Source organism: Streptomyces sp. WAC 01529, from assembly GCF_003945545.1.
Taxonomy (GTDB): Bacteria; Actinomycetota; Actinomycetes; order Streptomycetales; family Streptomycetaceae; genus Streptomyces; species Streptomyces anatolicus.
In genome coordinates this window covers 6,728,938-6,748,513 of sequence record NZ_CP029617.1, presented here as the reverse complement: position 1 = coordinate 6,748,513, position 19,576 = coordinate 6,728,938, and the positions used below count along the sequence as shown (strand labels likewise).

General features: G+C 67.3%; 17 protein-coding genes. 8 read left to right on the top strand and 9 right to left on the bottom strand.

All coding sequences use genetic code 11. The annotated features are described in order from the left end of the window. The first annotated feature begins 271 nt into the window (after positions 1-271). Genes DMA15_RS30015 through DMA15_RS36825 form a run of 5 tightly spaced genes read left to right on the top strand, consistent with a single transcriptional unit; the run spans position 272 to position 4,929 of the window. Positions 272-1,144, top strand: coding sequence for a hypothetical protein (locus DMA15_RS30015; RefSeq protein ID WP_125515850.1), 873 nt, complete (start codon positions 272-274; stop codon positions 1,142-1,144). Further along, a complete protein-coding gene (locus DMA15_RS30010) occupies positions 1,141-2,367 on the top strand; it encodes a DNA cytosine methyltransferase (protein ID WP_125515849.1) in 1,227 nt (408 codons plus the stop codon). Before DMA15_RS30015 ends, DMA15_RS30010 begins: the two co-directional genes overlap by 4 nt. Then, a complete protein-coding gene (locus DMA15_RS30005; RefSeq protein ID WP_125515848.1) occupies positions 2,367-3,479 on the top strand; it encodes a DnaB-like helicase N-terminal domain-containing protein in 1,113 nt (370 codons plus the stop codon). The genes DMA15_RS30010 and DMA15_RS30005 overlap by 1 nt, the downstream gene beginning before the upstream one ends. Before the next feature lie 56 nt (positions 3,480-3,535). Beyond that, positions 3,536-4,477 (top strand): hypothetical protein, encoded by a 942-nt coding sequence (locus DMA15_RS30000; protein WP_164551853.1) that lies wholly within the window; start codon positions 3,536-3,538, stop codon positions 4,475-4,477. Continuing rightward, a complete protein-coding gene (locus DMA15_RS36825) occupies positions 4,474-4,929 on the top strand; it encodes a DUF317 domain-containing protein (protein ID WP_164551852.1) in 456 nt (151 codons plus the stop codon). Before DMA15_RS30000 ends, DMA15_RS36825 begins: the two co-directional genes overlap by 4 nt. Positions 4,930-5,095: 166 nt before the next feature. On the opposite strand, the gene DMA15_RS36820 is transcribed toward DMA15_RS36825, so the two are convergent. Then, complete coding sequence (locus DMA15_RS36820; protein WP_164551851.1) at positions 5,096-5,272, bottom strand: hypothetical protein; 177 nt, start codon at positions 5,270-5,272, stop codon at positions 5,096-5,098. A 243-nt stretch (positions 5,273-5,515) separates the two neighbouring features. Here DMA15_RS36820 and DMA15_RS29995 point away from each other — a divergent pair, with 243 nt between their 5' ends. Next, positions 5,516-5,863: a hypothetical protein gene (locus tag DMA15_RS29995; RefSeq protein ID WP_125515847.1), complete on the top strand. Its 348-nt coding sequence runs from the start codon at positions 5,516-5,518 to the stop codon at positions 5,861-5,863. Positions 5,864-5,901: 38 nt separating this feature from the next. Here DMA15_RS29995 and DMA15_RS29990 read toward each other — a convergent pair whose 3' ends face one another. The 3 genes from DMA15_RS29990 to DMA15_RS29980 all read right to left on the bottom strand — a co-directional run bounded on the left by DMA15_RS29990 (position 5,902) and on the right by DMA15_RS29980 (position 8,792). After that, positions 5,902-6,804, bottom strand: coding sequence for a hypothetical protein (locus DMA15_RS29990; RefSeq protein WP_240660018.1), 903 nt, complete (start codon positions 6,802-6,804; stop codon positions 5,902-5,904). After that, entirely contained in the window at positions 6,804-8,312 is a 1,509-nt protein-coding gene (locus tag DMA15_RS29985) for an AAA family ATPase (RefSeq protein WP_125515846.1), read from the bottom strand. The genes DMA15_RS29990 and DMA15_RS29985 overlap by 1 nt, the downstream gene beginning before the upstream one ends. 120 nt (positions 8,313-8,432) lie before the next feature. Continuing rightward, entirely contained in the window at positions 8,433-8,792 is a 360-nt protein-coding gene (locus DMA15_RS29980; RefSeq protein ID WP_125515845.1) for a hypothetical protein, read from the bottom strand. Between the two features lie 498 nt (positions 8,793-9,290). On the opposite strand from DMA15_RS29980, the gene DMA15_RS29970 reads away from it, so the two are divergent. Then, complete coding sequence (locus DMA15_RS29970) at positions 9,291-9,791, top strand: site-specific integrase (protein WP_240660017.1); 501 nt, start codon at positions 9,291-9,293, stop codon at positions 9,789-9,791. Between the two features lie 317 nt (positions 9,792-10,108). Here the strand turns inward: DMA15_RS29970 and fxsT are convergent, their stop codons facing one another. The 5 genes from fxsT to DMA15_RS29950 form a co-directional block, all read right to left on the bottom strand. Further along, positions 10,109-13,492, bottom strand: a complete 3,384-nt coding sequence (gene fxsT, locus DMA15_RS29965; protein WP_240660016.1) for an FxSxx-COOH system tetratricopeptide repeat protein — start codon at positions 13,490-13,492, stop codon at positions 10,109-10,111. A 646-nt stretch (positions 13,493-14,138) separates the two neighbouring features. Then, positions 14,139-14,450 (bottom strand): trypco2 family protein, encoded by a 312-nt coding sequence (locus DMA15_RS29960; RefSeq protein WP_125515842.1) that lies wholly within the window; start codon positions 14,448-14,450, stop codon positions 14,139-14,141. A 1,294-nt stretch (positions 14,451-15,744) separates the two neighbouring features. Beyond that, on the bottom strand, positions 15,745-16,632 hold the full coding sequence (locus tag DMA15_RS29955; protein WP_125515841.1) for an endonuclease NucS domain-containing protein: 888 nt from the start codon (positions 16,630-16,632) through the stop codon (positions 15,745-15,747). Between the two features lie 198 nt (positions 16,633-16,830). Next, positions 16,831-16,953, bottom strand: a complete 123-nt coding sequence (locus DMA15_RS38065) for a hypothetical protein (RefSeq protein ID WP_276314377.1) — start codon at positions 16,951-16,953, stop codon at positions 16,831-16,833. 82 nt (positions 16,954-17,035) lie between these two features. Next, on the bottom strand, positions 17,036-17,959 hold the full coding sequence (locus DMA15_RS29950) for an Lrp/AsnC family transcriptional regulator (protein WP_206302872.1): 924 nt from the start codon (positions 17,957-17,959) through the stop codon (positions 17,036-17,038). Between the two features lie 230 nt (positions 17,960-18,189). On the opposite strand from DMA15_RS29950, the gene DMA15_RS29945 reads away from it, so the two are divergent. Further along, positions 18,190-19,566 (top strand): MFS transporter, encoded by a 1,377-nt coding sequence (locus tag DMA15_RS29945; protein ID WP_240660015.1) that lies wholly within the window; start codon positions 18,190-18,192, stop codon positions 19,564-19,566. Positions 19,567-19,576 lie beyond the last annotated feature (10 nt).

The following is a 19,576-nucleotide window of genomic DNA, read 5'->3' as shown; positions in this document are numbered from 1 at the left end:
GACCGCCTCGTGGTCGCACGGCCCTGCCCTCTCGCTCCGCCTGGAGATCCGTCCACGACCACGGGGCGCGAACCCGCCGAGGGCATCAGCCGGGTTCCCGCGCCGCCCTGAGGGCAATGCCCGCGCTCGTGCAGCCCGCCGCGTCGTCCCCGGCACCCCCCGCGGCGCTGAACCTCCTCCTATCCCCTGCCTCATTCCCTAAGGTCGCACCATTTCCGAATCCCCCGCCTTCCGATGCATTTCTCTCGGTGCTGGAGTGCAATCCAGCGCCATGCTCGCCCTGTCCGCCAAGGGCATCCTCCCCAAGGTCGATTACGCGATATTCGCCGACACCGGCTGGGAGCCGCAGGCCGTTTACCAGCATCTCGACCGGCTGGAGCGGGACATAGCCAGTCCGGCCGGAATACCCATTCTACGAGTCTCCTCCGGGAACATCAGAAGGGATGCACTCGACCCGGATCACCGCTTCGCTTCCATGCCGCTCTATATCCTGAACAAAGACGGCAAGCCGGGCATGACCAGGCGCCAATGCACTGGCGAGTACAAAATTAAGCCCCTGAAGAAGCAGGTGCGCGAACTCCTCGGATACCCCTACCCGGCACGCATCCCCCGAGGCGTTTTCGTGGAGCAGTGGGTCGGCATTTCGACGGATGAATTCCACCGGGCCAAGGACTCGGACGTCAAGTACATGCGCAACCGCCACCCGCTCATCGACATGGGCTGGTCAAGGGCTGATTGCGTCCGGTACTTGACGTCACTCGGACTGGCGGACACCCCGAAGTCCAGCTGCCTTGGGTGCCCCTTTCATGGGAACGCCCAGTGGAGATCCATCCGGGACTCATCGCCGCAGGAGTGGGCGGACGTGGTGGCCTTCGATGCAGCCATCCGGCAAGGCAACGCCCGCGCCAACGCCACCGGCAACCGACTGCTGGGAGAAGCATTCCTGCACCGCTCGCGCGTGCCGCTCGACCAGGCGCCGATCGACCATGTCACCGCCGCCGAATGGGCCGCCCTGCAGCAAGAACTCGGCGACAGCGCAGCAGACGCCCAGGGACTGGAGAACGGCGTCATCGACGGCTGTTCCCCATGGGCCTGCCGCGGTGAAGTCGAGCCGGTGCAGGACGGTTTCGGGCTGGCCTCTTGATTCTTGATCTGTTCGCTGGTCCCGGGGGATGGAGCCAGGCCCTGACCGTGCTCGGCGTACGGGACGTGGGCCTGGAATGGGACGAGTGGGCGTGCAAGACCCGTGCGGCAGCAGGGCAGTTGACGATCCGCACCGATGTCGCGGCCTACCCTCTGTGGCCCTTCCTCGGCCGGATCACCGGCCTGATCGCGAGCCCGCCGTGCCAGGCATGGTCGATGGCCGGCAAGCGCCTTGGGCTCCTCGACCAGCCTCTGGTCCATCAGGCCGTCGCCGACCTCGCAAAGGGCCTGGACACCCGCGAACAGCTGCTGGCCGCCTGCCGTGACCCACGCTCCCTGCTCGCCGCCGAACCCATGCGCTACCTGCACGCCCTGCACCAACACGGGCAGCCGGAGTGGGTCGCGATGGAAGAAGTCCCCGACGTCCTGCCCCTGTGGTGCCAGTACGCCGCGATCCTGCGCACCTGGGGTTACTCGGCCTGGACCGGGATCTTGAACGCGGCCGACTACGGCGTGCCGCAGACCCGGCGGCGGGCAATCCTGCTCGCCTCCCGCACGCGCACCGCCGAGCCGCCGCCGCCCACACACGCCAAACACGCCGAGCCCGAGTCGCTGTTCGGGCCGGGCCGCGCCCGCTGGATCTCCATGGCCGAGGCCCTCGGCTGGGGCGCCACCGACCGCCCCGTACCGACCGTGTGCGCCGGGGGCGGCCCCGGTGGCGGGCCCGAGCCGTTCCCCTCCGGCTCCCGCAAGACCCTCAGTGACGCCCGCGACCGCGGCACCTGGAAGCCGCACCCGCCCGCCAACTCGACTGTCGCTGGGGCGGATGCCCGGACGGAGAAATCCGTCCCCGCCACACAGGCGACGCCCACGGCGTGGCGCTGGACCCTGCGCAGCAACAACCAGGCCAACGCCACCGTCCGCACGATCGATGAGCCGGCCGGGACCCTGTTCTTCGGTCACCGGGTCAACGAGTGCGTGTGGCAGGCCGAGCCGACAGTTTCAGCGCCGGCGGGCACCGTCTCAGCGCCGGATCCGATCCGGATCACCGCTGCCGAGGCCGGCATCCTGCAGACCTTCCCCGCCGACTACCCCTGGCAGGGCAACAAGGGGCAGATCTTCAGCCAGGTCGGCAACGCCGTCCCGCCCCGGCTCGCAGCCCACCTGCTGGCACCACACCTCGGCAAGACCCTCACCCCCGACGACTTCACCCTGGCCGCCTGATGCCCCCTCCCTCCACCGACGACGAGCACGACGACCTTCCGCCGCCCCAACCCGTGCACTACGCCGAACAATCCCTGCTCGGTGCACTCCTGTTGGACCCCCACCGCCTCGACGAGATCGGCCCACTGGATCCGGGCCACTTCTCCAACCACACGCACGGCGAACTGTTCCGTGCCATGCGCTCGGCACCGGCCCCCGACACCGAACAGCACCGCACGAGCCCCGCCTGGCCGAACAACGTCCTGGCCGCGGCCCACCCCCATGCCCCCGGCCTGACCGCCTCCTACCTGCACACCCTCATCCAGATCTGCCCCTGGCCGCAGCACGCGGCCACATACGCCCGGATGATCCGCGCCGACCACGCCCGCCGCAGCCTGCGCCTGCACGCCGAGCGCCTGGCCCAGGCTGCGGTCGACACCACCCTGCCCCACCGCGCGAAGGCCACCGTCCACCAGGCCGACGCCCTCGCCCGGTTCCTGGACGACCTCTCCGGCCGCTTCGCCCCGCACCCCGGCTCCCTGCTGCGCACCGCGCTGCCGCCGGCGCCCGCCAGGGACACCGGCGAGGAAGCCCTCGACGAGGAACGCCTCCTGATCGCCACCGCGACCGCGTACCCCGCCGAGACCAGCCAGATGCGCTGGCTCATACCCGGGGACTTCGCGCTCCCCCTGCACGCCGCACTGTGGCAGTGCCTCACCGCGCTCACGCACCGCGGCGAGGCCGTCGACCCGATCACCGTGCTCTGGGAAGCCCAGCACCGCGGCCTGCTCGCACACGACATCGCCCCCGCCAACCTGCTGACCCTGCTCTCCACGCCGGTCGGCTCACCCGAACACTGGGGCGAGAAGGTCCTTGAGCGTGCCCTGCTCAGCCGCGCACAGACCACCGCCGTCAACATCACCGCCCTCACCCATGACCCGGCTAACAGCCCTCATCAGCTGATCACCGGCAGTCGGCGGGCGCTGGCCGACCTGACCGCCGTGCGCTCCCGCTGGCACCAGGCCACCGGCCCGGCCATGCCGCGCACCGCCCGCCCGGCCCGCACCCCGGCTGCCCCTCGGGCCGGGCCGCCTCCGCACACCGCCCCGCTACCCATCCGAGCCACCCGCTAGAACCCCCGGTCCGGGCCGACCTCCGCGTCGGTCCGGACCGGCGAAATGAGCCCCCTATGCCCGACGCCGCACCCGACGCTCACGTTCACCTCGGCCTGCACCCGCAGCACCCCAGCGCCGTCGTCGCGACCCTCACCGGCACCAAGCTGCACACCGCCCGCACCACCCTCGCTTCGGAAGGCTTCCGGCCGGTCAACGACGACACGATGCTCCTCGTCCGTATCGACCACGAGGAGCCCTACTACGCCAACATCACCGCCAACCTCCTGCGCGACGCCGGCATCCCCGTGAACATCACCGACCAGCTGCAGGAAGAGATCGACACCGAGTGGACCTGGGCCAACCACCCGATGACCTGGCTGGACAGCGACGAGATCCGCCTCGTGTCTGCCGAAGCCCAGAAGATCCACGACGACATCGCCTCCGGGTTCCTCACCATCCACCAGCACGCCCACGACGGCCACACCACCGTCGCCGTGGGTACCTACCCGCACGCCGACAGCGTCCACCTCCACGGTGAGAACCACCTGCGCGTCGTCAGCGGTTCCTACGACACCCCAGGCGAGGCCATCGCCGACTTCGAGCGCCTGTACGGCGATGCGGTCCGCGCCGGCCCCGCACCGGCCACCGACACCGAACAGCAGGCCGCCCAGGCCCTCGCCGCCCTGTCGGCCGCAAACGCCGCCCGCATCGTTGACGCCCCCATGGAACCCCAGGCAACGACAGAACGGGTGCCGGTGTACGCGGCCGACCCAGGGGACCATGAGGCACTGCTGGACAAGTTCCTAGAGGAACAGGGCGAGTGGGAGAAGTACCGGACCTGGGAGGACTCCACCACCGTCGCCAATCACGAGTCCCTGACCCTGCGCGCAATCTTCGACCACGACGCCGAAGGCCGCGAGACGAAGTGGACCTTCGCGGCCTACGAGACACCGGTCAGCGACCGGCTCTGGCACGGCACGGCACGGCCACCGCCTCCACACCCACCGCAATCGTGAGCGCTCTGCTCGACTCAGTAGCCACCGAGAACGCCTGGAACAGCGGCCTCTCCCCCACCGCTCCCGAGACCGCCATCACCGAGGCGACCCGTCCGCTCACCGACGCGGAATGGAAGCACACCATCGACGGGCGCTACATCACCTGGGAGGCCCCAGGCCCCCAGGAAGCCGGCATACAGTTCGACGCCTTCGCCGCCCAGAAGGACAACGGGCTTCTTCCCACCTGGACCATCTGGGGCGGCCACGCCGTCCACCAACCGGCATGGGCACTCCAACTGTCGCCGAACACGCCAGCGACCCTGGTGCAGTACATCGCCTTCGAAATGGCCGAGGGCCAAGGCACCCGCCTCGTACAGGCCGCTGCTGACGGCCCAGCGCTCCACACCGCTCAAGCCCCCGAATCGATGGCAGCATCGCTGCCGGCCGCGTACCGTCCCGGGCGCAGTCGATGAGCCCTCACCCTGCGAGGGAGCATCACCTCTGCGTGCGGGCACCTCTCAGGGCCTGCTGAACACTTACATGGCCAGGCGGGCCAACTACCATGCGCACTCACAGTGCGGCGGCTCCGAACGGTTCTGCCCGGCCACGCGTGGGCGCAATGACCAAGGCACGCAGCGGTCAGACGCCGGGCCCGGAGTCGGCACCGTCCTCCGGCGAGTCGCCCTCCTCCCCGAAGAGCGGGACATGCATCGGGTGCAACTCCGCTCGGATGCGCAGGAATCGCACCGGATGCCGGTAACTGCCCCCGTCCACGGCGGCGTCAGCTCGAAACTCGGCGACGGTGTCGGGCTGCACGGTTTCGAAGAGCAGGTCCCCGCGGGCTCCCCATCTCGCGCTGAATCGGACCCCATCCCAGGGGTATTCCGGCCCTCCGGGCGTGAGGCGTAGTCCGAGGTCGCGGCGAGCGGTGGCCGGCAGTGGCGTCGTACGGGCAGTGAGCCGAAGACGGTGTTCATGGTCGTAGCGGCCGAGCAGCAGAGAGGTCGGAGCGCGCCGGGTGCCGGTGATTCCGACGATGATCGCTTCCCTGATGATTGAGTGAGTTCAAGGGACTCGCCGGGGTGGCAGATGGACGAGTGGTGGCTGGTCCCTCCTTTCCGCGCCGCCGGCCGCCGCTACGCGATCACCGCACCCTCCCGGTCGGCAAGTGGACCGCCCGCCTCTGAGACGACCGGCCGTGACATCGAGCGCGAGTGGGCCACCTGGCAGTCCACCGATCCGGAGTCCCCGGGCCGCATCGACTCCTGCATCCTCGTACACGGTCCGATCCCCGAGTCCAACAAGGGCGCCATCGTCCACGCCCCGCTGCTGACCGCACCGACCCCGTCCGCGGTCCGCCAGCCCCCGCCCTCCGCCGGATCGTACGCACGGTGGATCAGCAGGTAGGCGCTTTGGCGCTGGGCCGACGAGGCGCAGATGGAGCCTTAGCCAGCTGCAACCTGGCGAAAGCCCCCGCTACAGAACCAGTGGTCGGCGGAGAGCGCTTCATACAGGGCCACCGTCCAGGAGTTCTGGTGCTGGCGGGCACGTGAGCGTGCAAGTCCCTCCAGGTGTGCACGGACGTCGGGTGCTCCGCCGGCCTGGAAGGCTTCCTCAATCGACAGCTCGATACCAGGCAGGTCATCGGCGGCCTGATCCTCGTACAGCGGCGCCAGCTTGAAGGTGTCGAAGTGGTATCTGACGCGCTCCGCGAGGTTCGCATCCCAAGAGGACGGCGGATCCACGTAGAACTCGATCGCCCAACTCGCTGGGCTGTCCTGGGGCCTTGCATGAAGGACCTGGCCATCGGGCGAGCGGGTTATGAGCCGCGCCCTCAGCCATCGGTCGTGGTCGACGTCATCGAAATAGGGGTGGAGAGTCTGTTCCGCGTAGCAGGTCGGTGACTGGTCCTTTTTCGCGAAGTTGCAGTCCGAACATATGGGCAGCAAATTGATCGGTACGACGGCAAGGTAGGGGTAGATCGACTTGGGCATGTGGTGATCGACCTGGCGTACTGCGCCGACGCCACACATGGGGCACTTGGCCTTGCGGTTGCGGGCCTCCTCGTACACGGGCCGACCGGGATACCGCGGCCCCATCCGCCGCTCGTACATGGCAATCAGGGCATCCCTGTCGCGCTTCCCCAGAGGAGGCGAAGGCGTGAACGCGGCAGGATGCATGTGGTGAAGCGTGGACGTACGACACGCTTGCTCATACATGTCGGAGGCGATCATGATTACCCCCTCATAGCTGCTGAGTAGGGCCTTCATCGGTGGGTTGATCTTCGCGCTGATGCACATTCGGAACGCCTCCCGCGTTCCGATCTGAGGAGGGTCGAGTCGGCGCATCAGCGCTCGCCTTCGAGACGGCGGGTCGCGGAACGTGCCAACGCTCGGCCTTCGGCGCCCAGTTGGTCGTCAAACTCGTCGAGGATGTCCTCGAACGACATGCCGTCTTCGGCGAGCGACTGGATCAGCCTGTTGAACCCTGTACGGCGCACCTCCAACCCGAAGATCTCCCTGGTGATCACTCCGACGTTCTCGCCGAACGTCTCGATCTCGGGGTGATCGACGCGCAGATCATCGCCTGCCCTGCGCAGGGCCCAGACCGCATCGCGCGGGGTCTCCTGAAGCACTACAGGTGAGTGCGTGGCAATGATTGCGATTCCGTTGCGGTCTCTTAGCAGCTCGGACAGAGTTCTCACGAACGTCGACAGCAACGGGGGGTGGAGATGACCCTCGGGCTCGTCGATGAGAACAAGGGTGCGTTCGGTGGTGTGCTGCACTAGCCGGGCCAGTGTCAGCAGGACGATCTTGTGTCCCGAGCTGAGCCCGTCGAAGACCTGCTTCGGGTCCGGCCGGTCCTGGGCGCGCGCGAGCCGGGTGATCCCCAGGTCAGAGAAGAGAGGATCCGTCTCTTCGAGCTTGGTCAGGACGACGCTCCAGCGGCGAGCCTTCGCTGGGTGATCCTCCACACACCTTTGTACGCACTCGGCGAACTCGGAGCCTAGAGCCTCGTAGGTCTTCACTCCCGTACCACCATCCGTTTTCAGGCCGACGTACTGGTAGTCGACATGATCACCGACTCGGTTGGCGACTTTCCTGACCTGGTGAGGGCCCTGGGGGTCGAAAGCACTGAACGATACGTACACGACGTTGGTGAAGGGATGCGGGCCGTGTTGGAGCCTGTCCTCCAGGGAGCTATGGCGCCGTCGGCTGGCGGGGGTGAGCGTGGTCTGGGCGATGTCGTGCAGCAGGCGTGTTTTGCCTACGCCGTTGCTTCCAATGACCGCATGGATGTTGCTGGGAGGGTTCTTGTCGGGGTCTACCTTCAATTCCAAGATGAGCGTCGGGGCGGTATCGGGCATGGCCTCTTGGCGGTAGCGGACGTGGAAGCGTGAGAGTGTGGGCCCGCCATGGGCGATCCTGCGGTACTGAGTACAGACCGTGTCGACATCGGTGCCGCGCAGCAGCGATGTCCGCAGGACGGATTCGCTCCGTGCTTCTTCGAAGAGCTCGGCGTCGTAGGCGACATCGCGCAGACCGGAAAAGATTGCGAGGCGCGTTTCGTCATCGAACTCGTCGCGCAGCGTGGCGTAGTAGCTTTCATCGATCCCCAGGGAGAAGAACCGTGGCTCAAGGGCCTCGAAGCGCCGGGGCAGGGAAGTGCGGCCGGACTCCATGCCGAACGAGCCGATCTTCACTGCACCGATGTTGACGCTGCGGTTACCGTTGTAGCAACGCAAATGGAAGGTTGTTTTGAACCCGTAGTCATCCCAGTTGTCGTCGCTGAGCCACGCTATGCCAGGACGAGTACGCGCTGATTCCCGCGCGTTGGGTGCCGTAGTGAAGTGCATCGCGTCACGTTACCGAACACGCTTCAGTCGCCCCAGGAGCGGGATTCGGAGCGAGTGAGCACCAGTTACTGAATGATGGCCATCCGAGAGCGGTGGCCGCGCCGCGACGAGGGTGAACTCCTAAATGACAGGTGGTTGTTGCTGGGCCTGCTCGGCCGCCGCAGTGGATGAGCGCGTCGCCCGACCATCGGCCTTCCTGTCATCAGGATCGCTGCGCCGAAGCACGAAGATCTTGCCCAGGGCCAGCAGGCTCGGCCCGCACAGCAGCGTGGCAAGCCGCCAGGCATCCTGTGCCACGTACACGCCGGCGCCGAGCATCGCCACAGCAATCGTGGCCCCAATGATGGCGCACTGCACCCCACTGCAGGAGCCCTCCTCCTTCCTCGCCACATATAGGGCAGCTGGTTCGAGCGCCGCCGCGACCGAGCACGCCAGGCATTGATCGGCGCCGCACGGCAGACGCCAGCGGATCAGGGCCAACGCGAGGAGAACGTCGAGGAGATCGCCGCGACCGGCCTGTCCTGTTCGCCCAGACCCGCCCGCAAACGCCTTCCCGCGCCCTGAGGGTCACTACCAAACTGAACACATTGACTTGACAGGGAAGATCGCTTCGGCGCTCTCATAGGCACGGACCTTGATCAGCTCTCGCGCCCCTGGCCGGTAGGGGCGGCTGCCGGAGCGGAGTACAACACCCTCGACGCCCACCCGCCCCCAGGCGGGGTCCATCCATTCCTGGGCGACTGCCCGATCGGTGGTGGAAGCGACGAGCGCCCACGGCGAGCCGAGCATCTCGGAGGCGAAGAGCGATCGCAGGGTGTCCAGGCGTTCACGGCCGGGGCGTGAGAGGAGGGAGTTCCCCGCGTGTTCGAGGAGATCGAAGCAGACGAATTCCCTGTTTGCTCTGCGTGTTGAAGCGGATCGAGCAAGGGTGGGGTCGTGACTGGGTGGCGTACGTACTGGGTGCCGCAGGACCGGAGTATGGAGGCGGAACACCTGCCGGTTCTGGAGGGCTTGGAGGATCTGGCCGAGCGCGAAGAGCGTGCCGGGATTCATGTGGGAGACCCCATTCTGCTGTCGCCGGACTGCCGGATTGATGGCGTGTTGAGCCTGTACTTGTGCCGCTCGTCATTCGCCCGCTTGGCACCGGAGACCAAGCGGAACTACGCGGACGACTACTGCTTGTTCTTCGACTGCCTGAGGGCCCGGGGCAACGCGTGGAACGAAGCGCCCCCCGACGACCTGTGGGATTTTGACGACTGGCGGACACGCTCGCCACGCAATCCGCGGCGTGTTGGCGGCTCGCGGTGGAACCGTGGCCTGGCGGCGCTGGCGCGGTTGCACGACTGGGCAGTTCGCCGCGCGTATGTGGCGGGGAATCCAGTCGTGACACGGTCCGCGGTCGACCGACGGGGCGAAGTGATCACGGTGTCGGCAGCCCGGGCGAAGAACGCCAGGGCCAGCGAGGTCGACTTAGCATGATCCACATCGCTATAGGGCCTCCTACCTCGCGAAACGAGCAACGAGGTAAACACTCATAACCTGGAGCAAACCAACCGAAACGCCCTTTGAGTGGAACCAAGGTGTTCTCGTCGGTCTGCATGGGCGGTGGCCCTATTCACGAGAAGTGCCGCCGAAGGGACACCGGGCAAGGGTTGGCGCTGCTGGTGGACCGGCTTGCCGGGCTCTGCCACACCGCCCGGACGACTGCCGCCTTGGCCTTCTGGCGCCTTGATTCCCGGACGCTCCTGCTCACTCGCAGAGGACATGTCCTCTGCGAGGCATCGCCAGGATATGTGTCAAAGGGGATGACGCTCGAGATAGGCACCGATGAGGTTGCCTCGAACTGCCCGCGTCAGAGGGGCTTCGTCGCCGCAGACTTCCGCGCACCCGGCGTAGGCCCCCTCGTACATCGAAATGGCCTGGGTGAGCTTCCCTGCGATCTGGTAGGCGCCGGCGAGATTATTGAGAGCACTCAGTGTGTCAAGGTGTCGGGCGCCGAGCTTGTCCGCCAGACCGGCCAGCGTTGCTTCGTACTGCGGGACGGCCCTCACCGGATCCTTCGCTGCATGGTAGGCGCGGGCGAGGTCGTGACGCGTGGCGAGTGTGTTGAGGTGGTCGACGCCCAGGACCCGCTCGTGGTCCGCAAGCGTCGTCTCGAAGCACCGAATCGCCCAGGTAAGGTACCCCGCTGCCTGGTAGGCGCGAGCCACTTCGTTGCGGGAAGAAAGCGAGTCGGGGTGATCGTCCCCAAGTACCCTCTTCCGATCGGTCAGCACTGCCTCGAACAACGGAATCGCTCTACCGGGATCTCCCGCTGCCAGATAGGCACCGGCCAGGCTACTGCGGCTGGCGATGGTGCGAAGGTGATCGGCTCCCAGCACCCGCTGTCGATCGGTCAGAGTCGCCTCGAACAACGAAATCGCCTGGGCCAGGTTCCCCGCAGCTTGCCAGGCATGAGCCAGATTACTGCAGGTGGAAAGGGTGTTGGGGTGGTCGGCTCCCAGCACCCGCTCGTGGTCGGCGTGCGCCGCTTGGAGCAACGGAATCGCCCGCCCCAAATCTCCCGTGGACCGATATGCGCCGGCCAGCTCCGCACGCGTCTTGAGAGTGTCGGGGTGGTCGACTCCCAGCACCCGCTCGCGGTCAGCCAGCGTCGACTCGTAGAGGGAGACCGAACGGCCCAGGTCCCCAGCAGACTGAGAGGCGGCGGCCAGGCTTGCACGAGAAGACAGCGATTCGGGGTGGTCGGCTCCCAGCACCCGCTCGCGGTCAGCCAGCGTCGCCTCGTGCAGCAGCACAGCACGCCTCGGATCACCCATCGAGGCGTAGGCGCAGGCGAGTAGGTTGCGGGAGCCCAGCGTGTGGGGGTGGTCGGCTCCCAGAACGCGATCACGGTCGGCCAGCGTTGCCTCCAACAAGGGAACCGCCCGGTCCAGATCGCCCAACTCTTCGTACGAACAAGCCAGGTTGTTGCGGGAAGACAGCGTGTCGGGGTGGTCGGCTCCCAGTACCCGCTCGCGGTCAGCCAGCGTCGCCTCGTGCAGCGGGACAGCACGCCCCAGATCTCCTGCCGACCCGTATGCGAAGGCAAGGTTGTTGCGGCTGGTGAGTGTGTCAGGGTGTTCGGCGCCCAACACACGAAGGCGTACGGCGAGCGTCGCCTCGTACAGTCGTATGGCTTGGCCCAGGTTGCCTGCCGACTCATACGCCCCTGCGAGGCCGTCCCGGGACGCAAGGGTGTTGGGGTGGTCCGCTCCCAGCAACCGTTCCAAATCGTCTGACGCCGCCTTGTGCAGCGAGATGGCCAGGCCGAGGTCTCCCTTCAACTCGCAGGCGGAGGCATATCTGTTGCGTACACTGAGGGTGTCGGGGTGGTCGCTACCGAGGGTCCGCTCCAGGTCTGCGAGAGTGGCCTCGTACAGACCGATCGCCCGCTCCAAGTCCCCCGCGTCGCGAAGAACGCCGGCCAGATTGCTTCGAGCGACCAGGGTACGGCGGTGGTCGGGCCCCTGCACGCGCTCCTCCTCGGCGAGAACCGCTTCCAACAGAGAGATTGATCGGCCCAGGTTTCCGGCTCTCTGACAGGTGGTCGCAAGGTTGTTGCGCGCGGCGAGGGCGTCGGGATGGTTAGGGCCCGACACCCGCTGGATGTCAGCCAAGACCGCTTCCCACAATTTGATCGCTCGCTCCAGATCCCCGAGGTCCTCGTACACGCTGGCCTGGAGCGCTCGGGAGGCGAAAGTGTGGGTGTCGTCAGCTCCGTGAATGCGGGTGCCGGATTCCACAGAGCGGTCGACGAGCGATTTCGCTTGAGGGATCAAGCCTTGGCTCCGCATGAACACCGCGGATTCATAGAGCACGCACTCCGTGGCTGCGGTGTCCTGCGTGGAGTCGGAGGCGTCGACGTGCGCTTGGACGTGTGGGATGAGCGCACGCCAGCGTGGCCACCCTGCGACGTTGGTCTGGGGATCATCCGGAAGGGCATCGGCAAGGAGGACAGCGGCTTCGCGTCGGGCCCTCTCGATGGCACCCGGGGCGCGGTGAGGATCAGGGGGGAGGTGGGAACGCAACCCGAACTCGGAATCCGGGGTGCGCGCGATGGTCTGAACCAAGCGATGGACAGCAAGGGTGTCGGACCCGAGTGTGATCATGCTGTAGGCGCCGAGGAGACCAAGGGCTCGCGCGAGACGGGCTGGATGGTCGGCGAGTCGATCAAGCAGATCACGGGGCAGCGGTGTGGGCGCGAACCATGCGACAGTGCGCAGAATGCGTACGGTCAGTGGGTCCAGTTGGGCCAGCGCGTCGAGCGTGACACGCCATATGCGGGCCATGGTTCGTTCGGGCCGGGTGTGGTCCGCAGGGACGTCGACGGTGTACGCCGTGTCTTCGTGCAGCAGGTCGCGGTACTCACTGACCGTCTGGAGCTTGCTCTGCCGGATGAAGGCACCCGCTTGCTCCAGGGCCAAGGGCAGGTGTCCGAGTTCCTCGGCGAGCAGACCAGCCTGGTCCTGGTTGGCCGGGTCGGTCAGCCCGGTGAATCGCGTCAGGAGCTCGAGCGACGCGTCATCGGCCAGAACGGGAAGGGCGAGCGATTCGGCGGCCCAGCCTTCCGCGTAACGGCTTGTGATCAGGTGTCGTCCCGCGTGTCGCAGCTGGCCGGTCAGGGAGGCGAGGAAGCTGGGATGTTCGGCGTTGTCCAGGATCAAGAGCCATCCCGGGTGCTCCTGCAACCAACCCAGCGCCCAGTCGGCGGCTTGTGGTGTGGTCAGATCGCCGGTGATGCCGCCGCGCAGCCGGCCGGCCAGCGCGGCCAGGTCGGCGGTGATCAGGTCAGGAGTATCACAGCGGATCCACCACACGAGCCGGTAGGCGTCCAGATGGGTGTGGGCGTAGTGCAGAGCGAGAGTGCTCTTGCCGACTCCTCCCAGACCGTGAAGAGTTTGGGTGACCGCCTGGGAGCCACGGTTAAGGGCGGCGGCGAGCTCGTGCAGGGCATCGGAACGTCCCACGAAGATCCGGGAGGGCAGCTCGGGAAGATTGTTCAGCCCGACTCGGGCTTCCACCGCGTAGGCGGATGCCAGGCCGTGGGCAGCTAAGGAGGTGACCTCCTGAAGAGTCAGAGCACCGCCCGTTGCCTTGATAGTCGTAGCGAAGCCGGGACGAGCGGCCAGTCCCGCCACGGGTACGGCTCTGAGCAGGGTGGCCGGATAGTCCCTAGCCCGGTCCACGACGAGGATGCCTACCAGAGCGGTCCCGCAGAACAGGGCAGCTCCCGAAGTCCCCGCCCACCGCGAGGTCGTGGAGCCACCGTGCGGGGTTGCAACCTGATCCACATGTGCGTGGATCAGACAGGACTTCAATCCCGTCAGGGCTTCGATGTGCCCCCGAATCTCCTTGGTGTCACGGCGGCCGCCCCTCGCTTCGGCCTGCGGGAAGCCAACTGCGACGCAGTCCGTTCGTCCTCGCCCTTCCCCGGGCGGAGCCAGGCGACCCCAGGCGACCGGTGGACAGTCGGGAGGCACCCATTCCCCGTCGGTGATCAACAACAGAGCCGCGTCACCTCCCGGATCTGCGGCCAGATCGGGTGGCTCATCGGGCCACACCACCCTGGCCGCGACCCACGGCTGGTCCTTTGCCGGGCCCAGCCCCAACCGACGTATCTCCAGCCCTCCGTCGCCCCCAGCACCACTGGGCGACACGTTGTGATGTGCCGTCAGCACCAGATGATCTGTAACCAAGTAACCTGTGCCGACTCTCTGCGAGGTCGGATTCCAGACCTCCACCACCCGCTGTAGGTGCATGATGTTCCCTTAGCGCCAGGGCCCACTACGTCGGGCGCTCCTCGGAATCCGCGGTGATCTTCTGGTCCGCTCCGTCCTCATCGACCGGCTGCAAAGTGATCTTCAGTCGACTTGTCGTTCCGGCTGCGTACCCGGCCTTCCCCTCGGCGCTCCATGGCAAGACCATTACCCTGGCGCGGGCCTCGCCGTCCTTCCTCACGTCCACGTTGAACTCCATCTCCACAGGCCCGGTGCGGAAGCTGATCCGGTGCTCCCGGCCGTTGTCCATGGCGAGGTCCAACTCTGCACGTACGGCGCTGATCGCATCCGCCAAACCGACCCACGGCTCCTGCGGCATGAAGATCCCCCAACTACTCTCTACGGCAGGTGCTTTGCTGTTTCACCATACGAGAGACCCGTGCAGCGCGGAGCGTGTGCGTCCGTCACAAGTGCAGGGACGTTGTCTACAGATTGTCCCCGGTAGCGAGAACTGCACACGGCTGCCGTTCCCGGCCGGCTCCTGCCTCGTGACGCGGCGGAGATCGGCGGCGTGGGGCGAGGACCCCGCGCGCCATCAGGGCGCTCTGTGGTGCCGACTCAGCTGCACGAGTCGCTTCTGGTTACACCGCCCAAAGGACGAGCGTCACGCGGTGGATCCAGGCTGAAGGGACCATGCCCCCAGGACGCCGGAGCTGTCGGGGTCAGAGGTGCGCGGGTTTGGTCTCGTAGTCGCGAAGGGGAGTTGCGGGGAATCCCAGGGGCCCGGTTCTCGATCGAGGACGGTGAGATCGTTCTACGCAGAGTCGGTCTCCCCGGCAGCATCACCTTGGGCGGAGTAGACGTCGACGACTGGCTCACCGCCCTCGAACTCCAAAAGCGCGACTACGACTCGGACGGCACCCTCATGTGCCACGCCAAAGCTCCCGACCAGTGGCACAGCAGTGAAAAGCCGTATCGCAGCACGCACGCCCACACCGTGCACGCCCGACGCAACCGTCTACTCCGTGCCTCAGCCTGGGCAACTAGCGGAATGCTGCGCCGCGCCCCGCTCCTGCGGACGATCGGCACCCCCCTGTGGACAACCGGCTGGAGCAACGTGGCCCGGAAACACGGCGGCCATGAGTGGATCATCGACCACATCCACGAACCGCTCGTTCGAGCCCCCTATCACCATCACGACTTCATCACCTTGCTCACCGATCCTGAGTGTGGGCTACCGGTCAACGTGACAAAACTGGACTGCGGCTGCCACCTCCCGCCCGCAGACAGGTACGGATGCCGTGTTCTACGCACACAGCACCACTGGCCGCTCCGGCGGACTACAGGTGCGCTTCTCCCACCGCATCGGGAGCAAGGCCCGCGAGTTCACAGATGGCCAGGATGACTATGCGGCCCAACGGCGCCTATACCGGCAGCTGCCTGCGCACCTGCGGAACGATCCGCTGCGCTGACGCGCCGCATTCGGACGCTGAAGCCGAGAGAGCGGAGGGCCCCTCGGCACCTAGCACAGGATCCCCGGTTAGCGAAACCGGGGATCCTCCGCACCATTAGTGGTCCACCGCCATTCCCTGCCCGTCCCGTCGAAAGGCAGCATCACGACGACAGTCCACAACTCCACACTCCGCTTGGGCCGATGCCGTAGCGGGGGATCTCTATGCCGCGGCGTAGCTGAGGCGGAGAAGGTCACCGGCGCGCTCCAGGTCGCGCTCCGTACGCAGTTGCAGCTCCAAGTCACCCGTGCCGTGGTGGCCCAGCCCCGTTACATCCCGGGTGAAGCCGGGAACAAGGTCAACCTCGTTCGGGTCGGCCTTGAGGTAGACGAGGATCTTGGTCTGCTGGGGCGGGCAGACGCTGGCGAAGTTCCGCAGCCGTCGGTAGGCGCGGTACTGCTTGCGCTGTACCCGGGTGACGCCGTCCCCGAGTCCGACCAGGACCTCGTCGACCGCCTGGGCCAGCTCGGCCATCGCACCGTCCTGGCCTCGGGCCGGCACCCCGGCCGCTCGTCGGCGTACCCGCTTGGCCGGAGCCGAGTGCCCGGTGACGGAGGCTACGGTCTCAAGGCCGAAGTGGTCGCTGCCGAAGTAGCGGTAGCGGACCAGGTCGATCGAGCGCCGGTGCTCGCGTACGGCGTGCGCGTCGTAGCGGGTGAAGTCGCCGGCCACGCAGATCAGCCGGGGTGCGCTCCACAGGATCTGGGACGCGGCTGTCACCCCGAGCCGGTCGCGGACCAGGTTCCGGAAGGCGTCCTTGTGGTTCGTCAGCCAGGCCATGTAGTAGAGGCCCTGGTTGATCACGCCTGCGTCGGTGCCGCGCTTGTACTCGACGATCACGGGTGCGCCGTTCTCGTCGAGGCCCAGCGAGTCGATCCGCCCGCCGTCGACGCAGTCGATGACGTACTCGCTCGCCAGGAAGGTGACGCCCAGCATCGTCTCCATGTGCGCCTCGACGAGGTCCTGCACATCCGCCTCGACCGCAGCAAGACGCGGCGCAACCTCTGTCACGCCGCTATTTGTCGTGTGAAACAGCTTCAGCCCCGACACCTTCCCCTCCTCGGCTCGGAGATCACCAACGCCGATATGGTGTCCGTTGAAGTTCATCGTTGCATCGGCCTGCAGTGCTGATCTGTGGGATGAAGGAACACGAAGCCCGGGGTGAGCTCGGTTCGTGTCATTGGATCTTGCATTTCCTGTGGTGGTAGACGCGTGCTGGAACGCGAACCGCCGTGAGCTGCCTTCCTGTTAGGCCATGAGGCGGAGGGCGAAGGCCAGGGAGTGGGTGAAGATCTCGTCAACTTGGGCATCGGCGAAGAGTGTGGGATGGAACTCCGTGGCCTGCTTGGGGCCGTAGAGCGGCGAGTGCACTGTTCCCCCGGGCGCGACCAGCTTCAGCTTGGCCTTGGCGTTCGCCGCAGAGCCGAGGGGTTTCCGGGTGTCCTTGTGGCAGTCAGGTCGTGGTGAGGCGTTTGACGTCGCGGAGGATGGGGGCGGTCTCGGTGGTGTCGATGGGCAGGGTGCCGAGTTTCTCGTCCATGTAGCGGTACAGGTCGTAAGGGTCGCGGAAGAGGCCGCTGGCGACGAGGTTGGAGGGGCCGGTGGTGGCCGCGGCGAATGCGATTTCGGGGTGGGCGGCCAGGGCTTTGCCGACGGTGCGCAGGTGGGTGGGGGAGACGCGCAGCCACAGGCGGGTGTTCATGTGGTAGCCGAGGAGTTCGGGGTCGAAGTCGATGGCGAAGCTGACGGCGCCGGTGGTGCGCAGGTGGTCGAGGCGGCGCTGGACGGTGGAGGTGGACCGCCCGGTGGTGGCGGCGAGTTCGGTGATGGACATGCGCCCGTCGGTGGCGAGCTGCCCGAGGAGTGCGTAGTCGGTGGTGTCCAGGGTGACCGGTTCGGTGCTGGTGTCGGGGTCGGCGGCGAGCAGGTGGGCGTCGGTCCCGAAGCGGGTGGCATGCCAGGTGCTGGCGGCGCCGGTGAAGATGTGCAGCAGGCAGTGGGCGGTGACGGAGGTGACCTGTGGGGTGCGGGGGAGCTTCTCCAGCAGCAGGACGTTGCGCTCGTGGCGGCTGCGGGTGTTGACCGCGCAGTTGATCTCGGTACCGCCGGAAGCGAGGGTGACCCAGCTGGTGTCGGGGCGGCGGGCGAGGGCTTCGGCGATCGTGGTGGCGGCGTGGGGCACGGTGTGCAGGCGCAGCAGCCAGCGGGTCAGGCCGAGGCGGGAGGGGACGGGTTGGGCGGTGATGCGCAGGCCCAGGCCGCGCAGGCGCTGGTAGCGGCGGGTCACGGTGGTCTCGGAGACCCCCAGCATCGTGCCGATGCGGGCGAAGGGGGCGCGTGGGTCATGCTGGAGGATACGCAGGAACTGGTGATCCATCTCGTCCAGGCTGACGGATTCCACTCGTATCTCCGATCCTGATGTGGGTTCTTCCCGGGATCCAGGATATGACTCGGGCTGGAGGGTGATGCGGCTGGAAGGTGGGGGCGTCCCTCTTCCCGTCTGAGTCACGAAGGCAGTTCTTCATGCGTACCTTGGCCCCTTCCTCTCGCCCGGCCCCTCAAGGCGGTGATCCCGGACCGGCTGCGGGCCGTGGGCCGCGGTGGGCGGTGCTGGTCCTGGCGTGCCTGGGCCAGTTCCTGGTCATCCTCGATGTGTCGGTGATGAATGTGGCGATCCCGCCGATGCGCCAGGACCTGGGGATGAGTCCCTCGGCCCTGCAGTGGGTGACCATCGCCTATGTGATCCCGTTCTCGGGGTTGATGCTGCTGTTCGGGCGTCTGGGTGACCTGTGGGGTCAGCGGACGGTCTTCATCACCGGCATGGCCCTCTTCACGCTCGCGAGCCTGGGCGGCGGGCTGGCGCAGGAGCCGTGGCAGATTCTTGTGGCCCGGGCCGCGCAGGGCGTGGGGTCGGCTGCCGTCGCGCCGGTCACGCTCACGCTGGTGAGCACCGCCTTCGCCGAGGTTGAGGCCCGCTCGCGGGCGATCGGCACCTGGGCTGCGGTCGCTTCCGCCGGAGGAGCCGCGGGCAGCCTGGTGGGCGGGGTGCTGGTGGAGTACCTGTCCTGGCGCTCGGTCCTGTTGATCAACGTGCCGGTGGGCCTGCTGGTGCTGGCCGGTTCCCTGGCCTGGCTGCCCAAGGTGCGTCCGGCCGGCTCGGCGAAGCTGGATGTGCCGGGGGCGGTGCTGGTGTGTACGGGACTGGCCGCGCTCACGTTCGGCATCAGCCGCTCGGAGACCGCGGGCTGGCAGGCGGCGGGCACGCTGCTGCCCTTGATCGCCGGGGTGATCCTGCTGGCGCTGTTCGTGCTGGTCCAAGCCCGCACTGCCGCGCCGCTGATGCCGCTGCGGCTGTTCGCCAACCGCAGCCTGCGCGCGACCACGGTCGGCATCCTGCCGGTGGGGGCGATGTTCGTGGTGATGTGGTTCTTCCTCAACCTCTACGCCCAGAACGTCCTGCACTACTCCCCGCTGCAGGCGGGCCTGTCCTTCCTCCCGCACTCGCTGGCGATCGTGCTCGCCTCGAAGACCTCGGCCCGCCTCGCCCGGCGCGCCGGGCGCACGATGCTCATCACCGGGGGGCTGGCCCTTGCGGCGGCCGGATCGCTGTGGCAGTACGCGGCCCTGAGCGCCGATGGCACCTACCTGACCGCCTTCCTGCTGCCCGGCCTGGTGATGTCCCTGGGCCTGGGCTACGCCGCCACCGCCCTCACCTCCCTGACCACCGACTGCGTGGCCACCGAGGACACCGGAGCTGCCTCCGGCATCAACAACACCGCCCGCCAGATGGGTGGCGCCCTGGGGCTGTCCATCCTCTCCGCCGTCGCCGCCTCCCACACTAGCCACGGTGCGACCCCCGGCAGCCCCGCACAGCTGGCCGACGGCTACGCGCTGGTCTTTCTCATCACCGCCTGCGCCTTCGCCCTGACCGCCGCCGTCATGCCGGCGATGCTTCCCTCCCGCACCGGCGAAACCGCCCGGTGAACCACGCCAC

What these genes read in the sequence shown, in the direction of transcription:
- DMA15_RS29950 (WP_206302872.1), bottom strand. Translation starts at nt 17,959, where the DNA reads ATGGATCACCAGTTCCTGCGTATCCTCCAGCATGACCCACGCGCCCCC.
- DMA15_RS30015 (WP_125515850.1), top strand. Translation starts at nt 272, where the DNA reads ATGCTCGCCCTGTCCGCCAAGGGCATCCTCCCCAAGGTCGATTACGCG.
- DMA15_RS30005 (WP_125515848.1), top strand. Translation starts at nt 2,367, where the DNA reads ATGCCCCCTCCCTCCACCGACGACGAGCACGACGACCTTCCGCCGCCC.
- DMA15_RS30000 (WP_164551853.1), top strand. Translation starts at nt 3,536, where the DNA reads ATGCCCGACGCCGCACCCGACGCTCACGTTCACCTCGGCCTGCACCCG.
- DMA15_RS29990 (WP_240660018.1), bottom strand. Translation starts at nt 6,804, where the DNA reads ATGCGCCGACTCGACCCTCCTCAGATCGGAACGCGGGAGGCGTTCCGA.
- DMA15_RS29960 (WP_125515842.1), bottom strand. Translation starts at nt 14,450, where the DNA reads ATGCCGCAGGAGCCGTGGGTCGGTTTGGCGGATGCGATCAGCGCCGTA.
- DMA15_RS29985 (WP_125515846.1), bottom strand. Translation starts at nt 8,312, where the DNA reads ATGCACTTCACTACGGCACCCAACGCGCGGGAATCAGCGCGTACTCGT.
- DMA15_RS29970 (WP_240660017.1), top strand. Translation starts at nt 9,291, where the DNA reads ATGGAGGCGGAACACCTGCCGGTTCTGGAGGGCTTGGAGGATCTGGCC.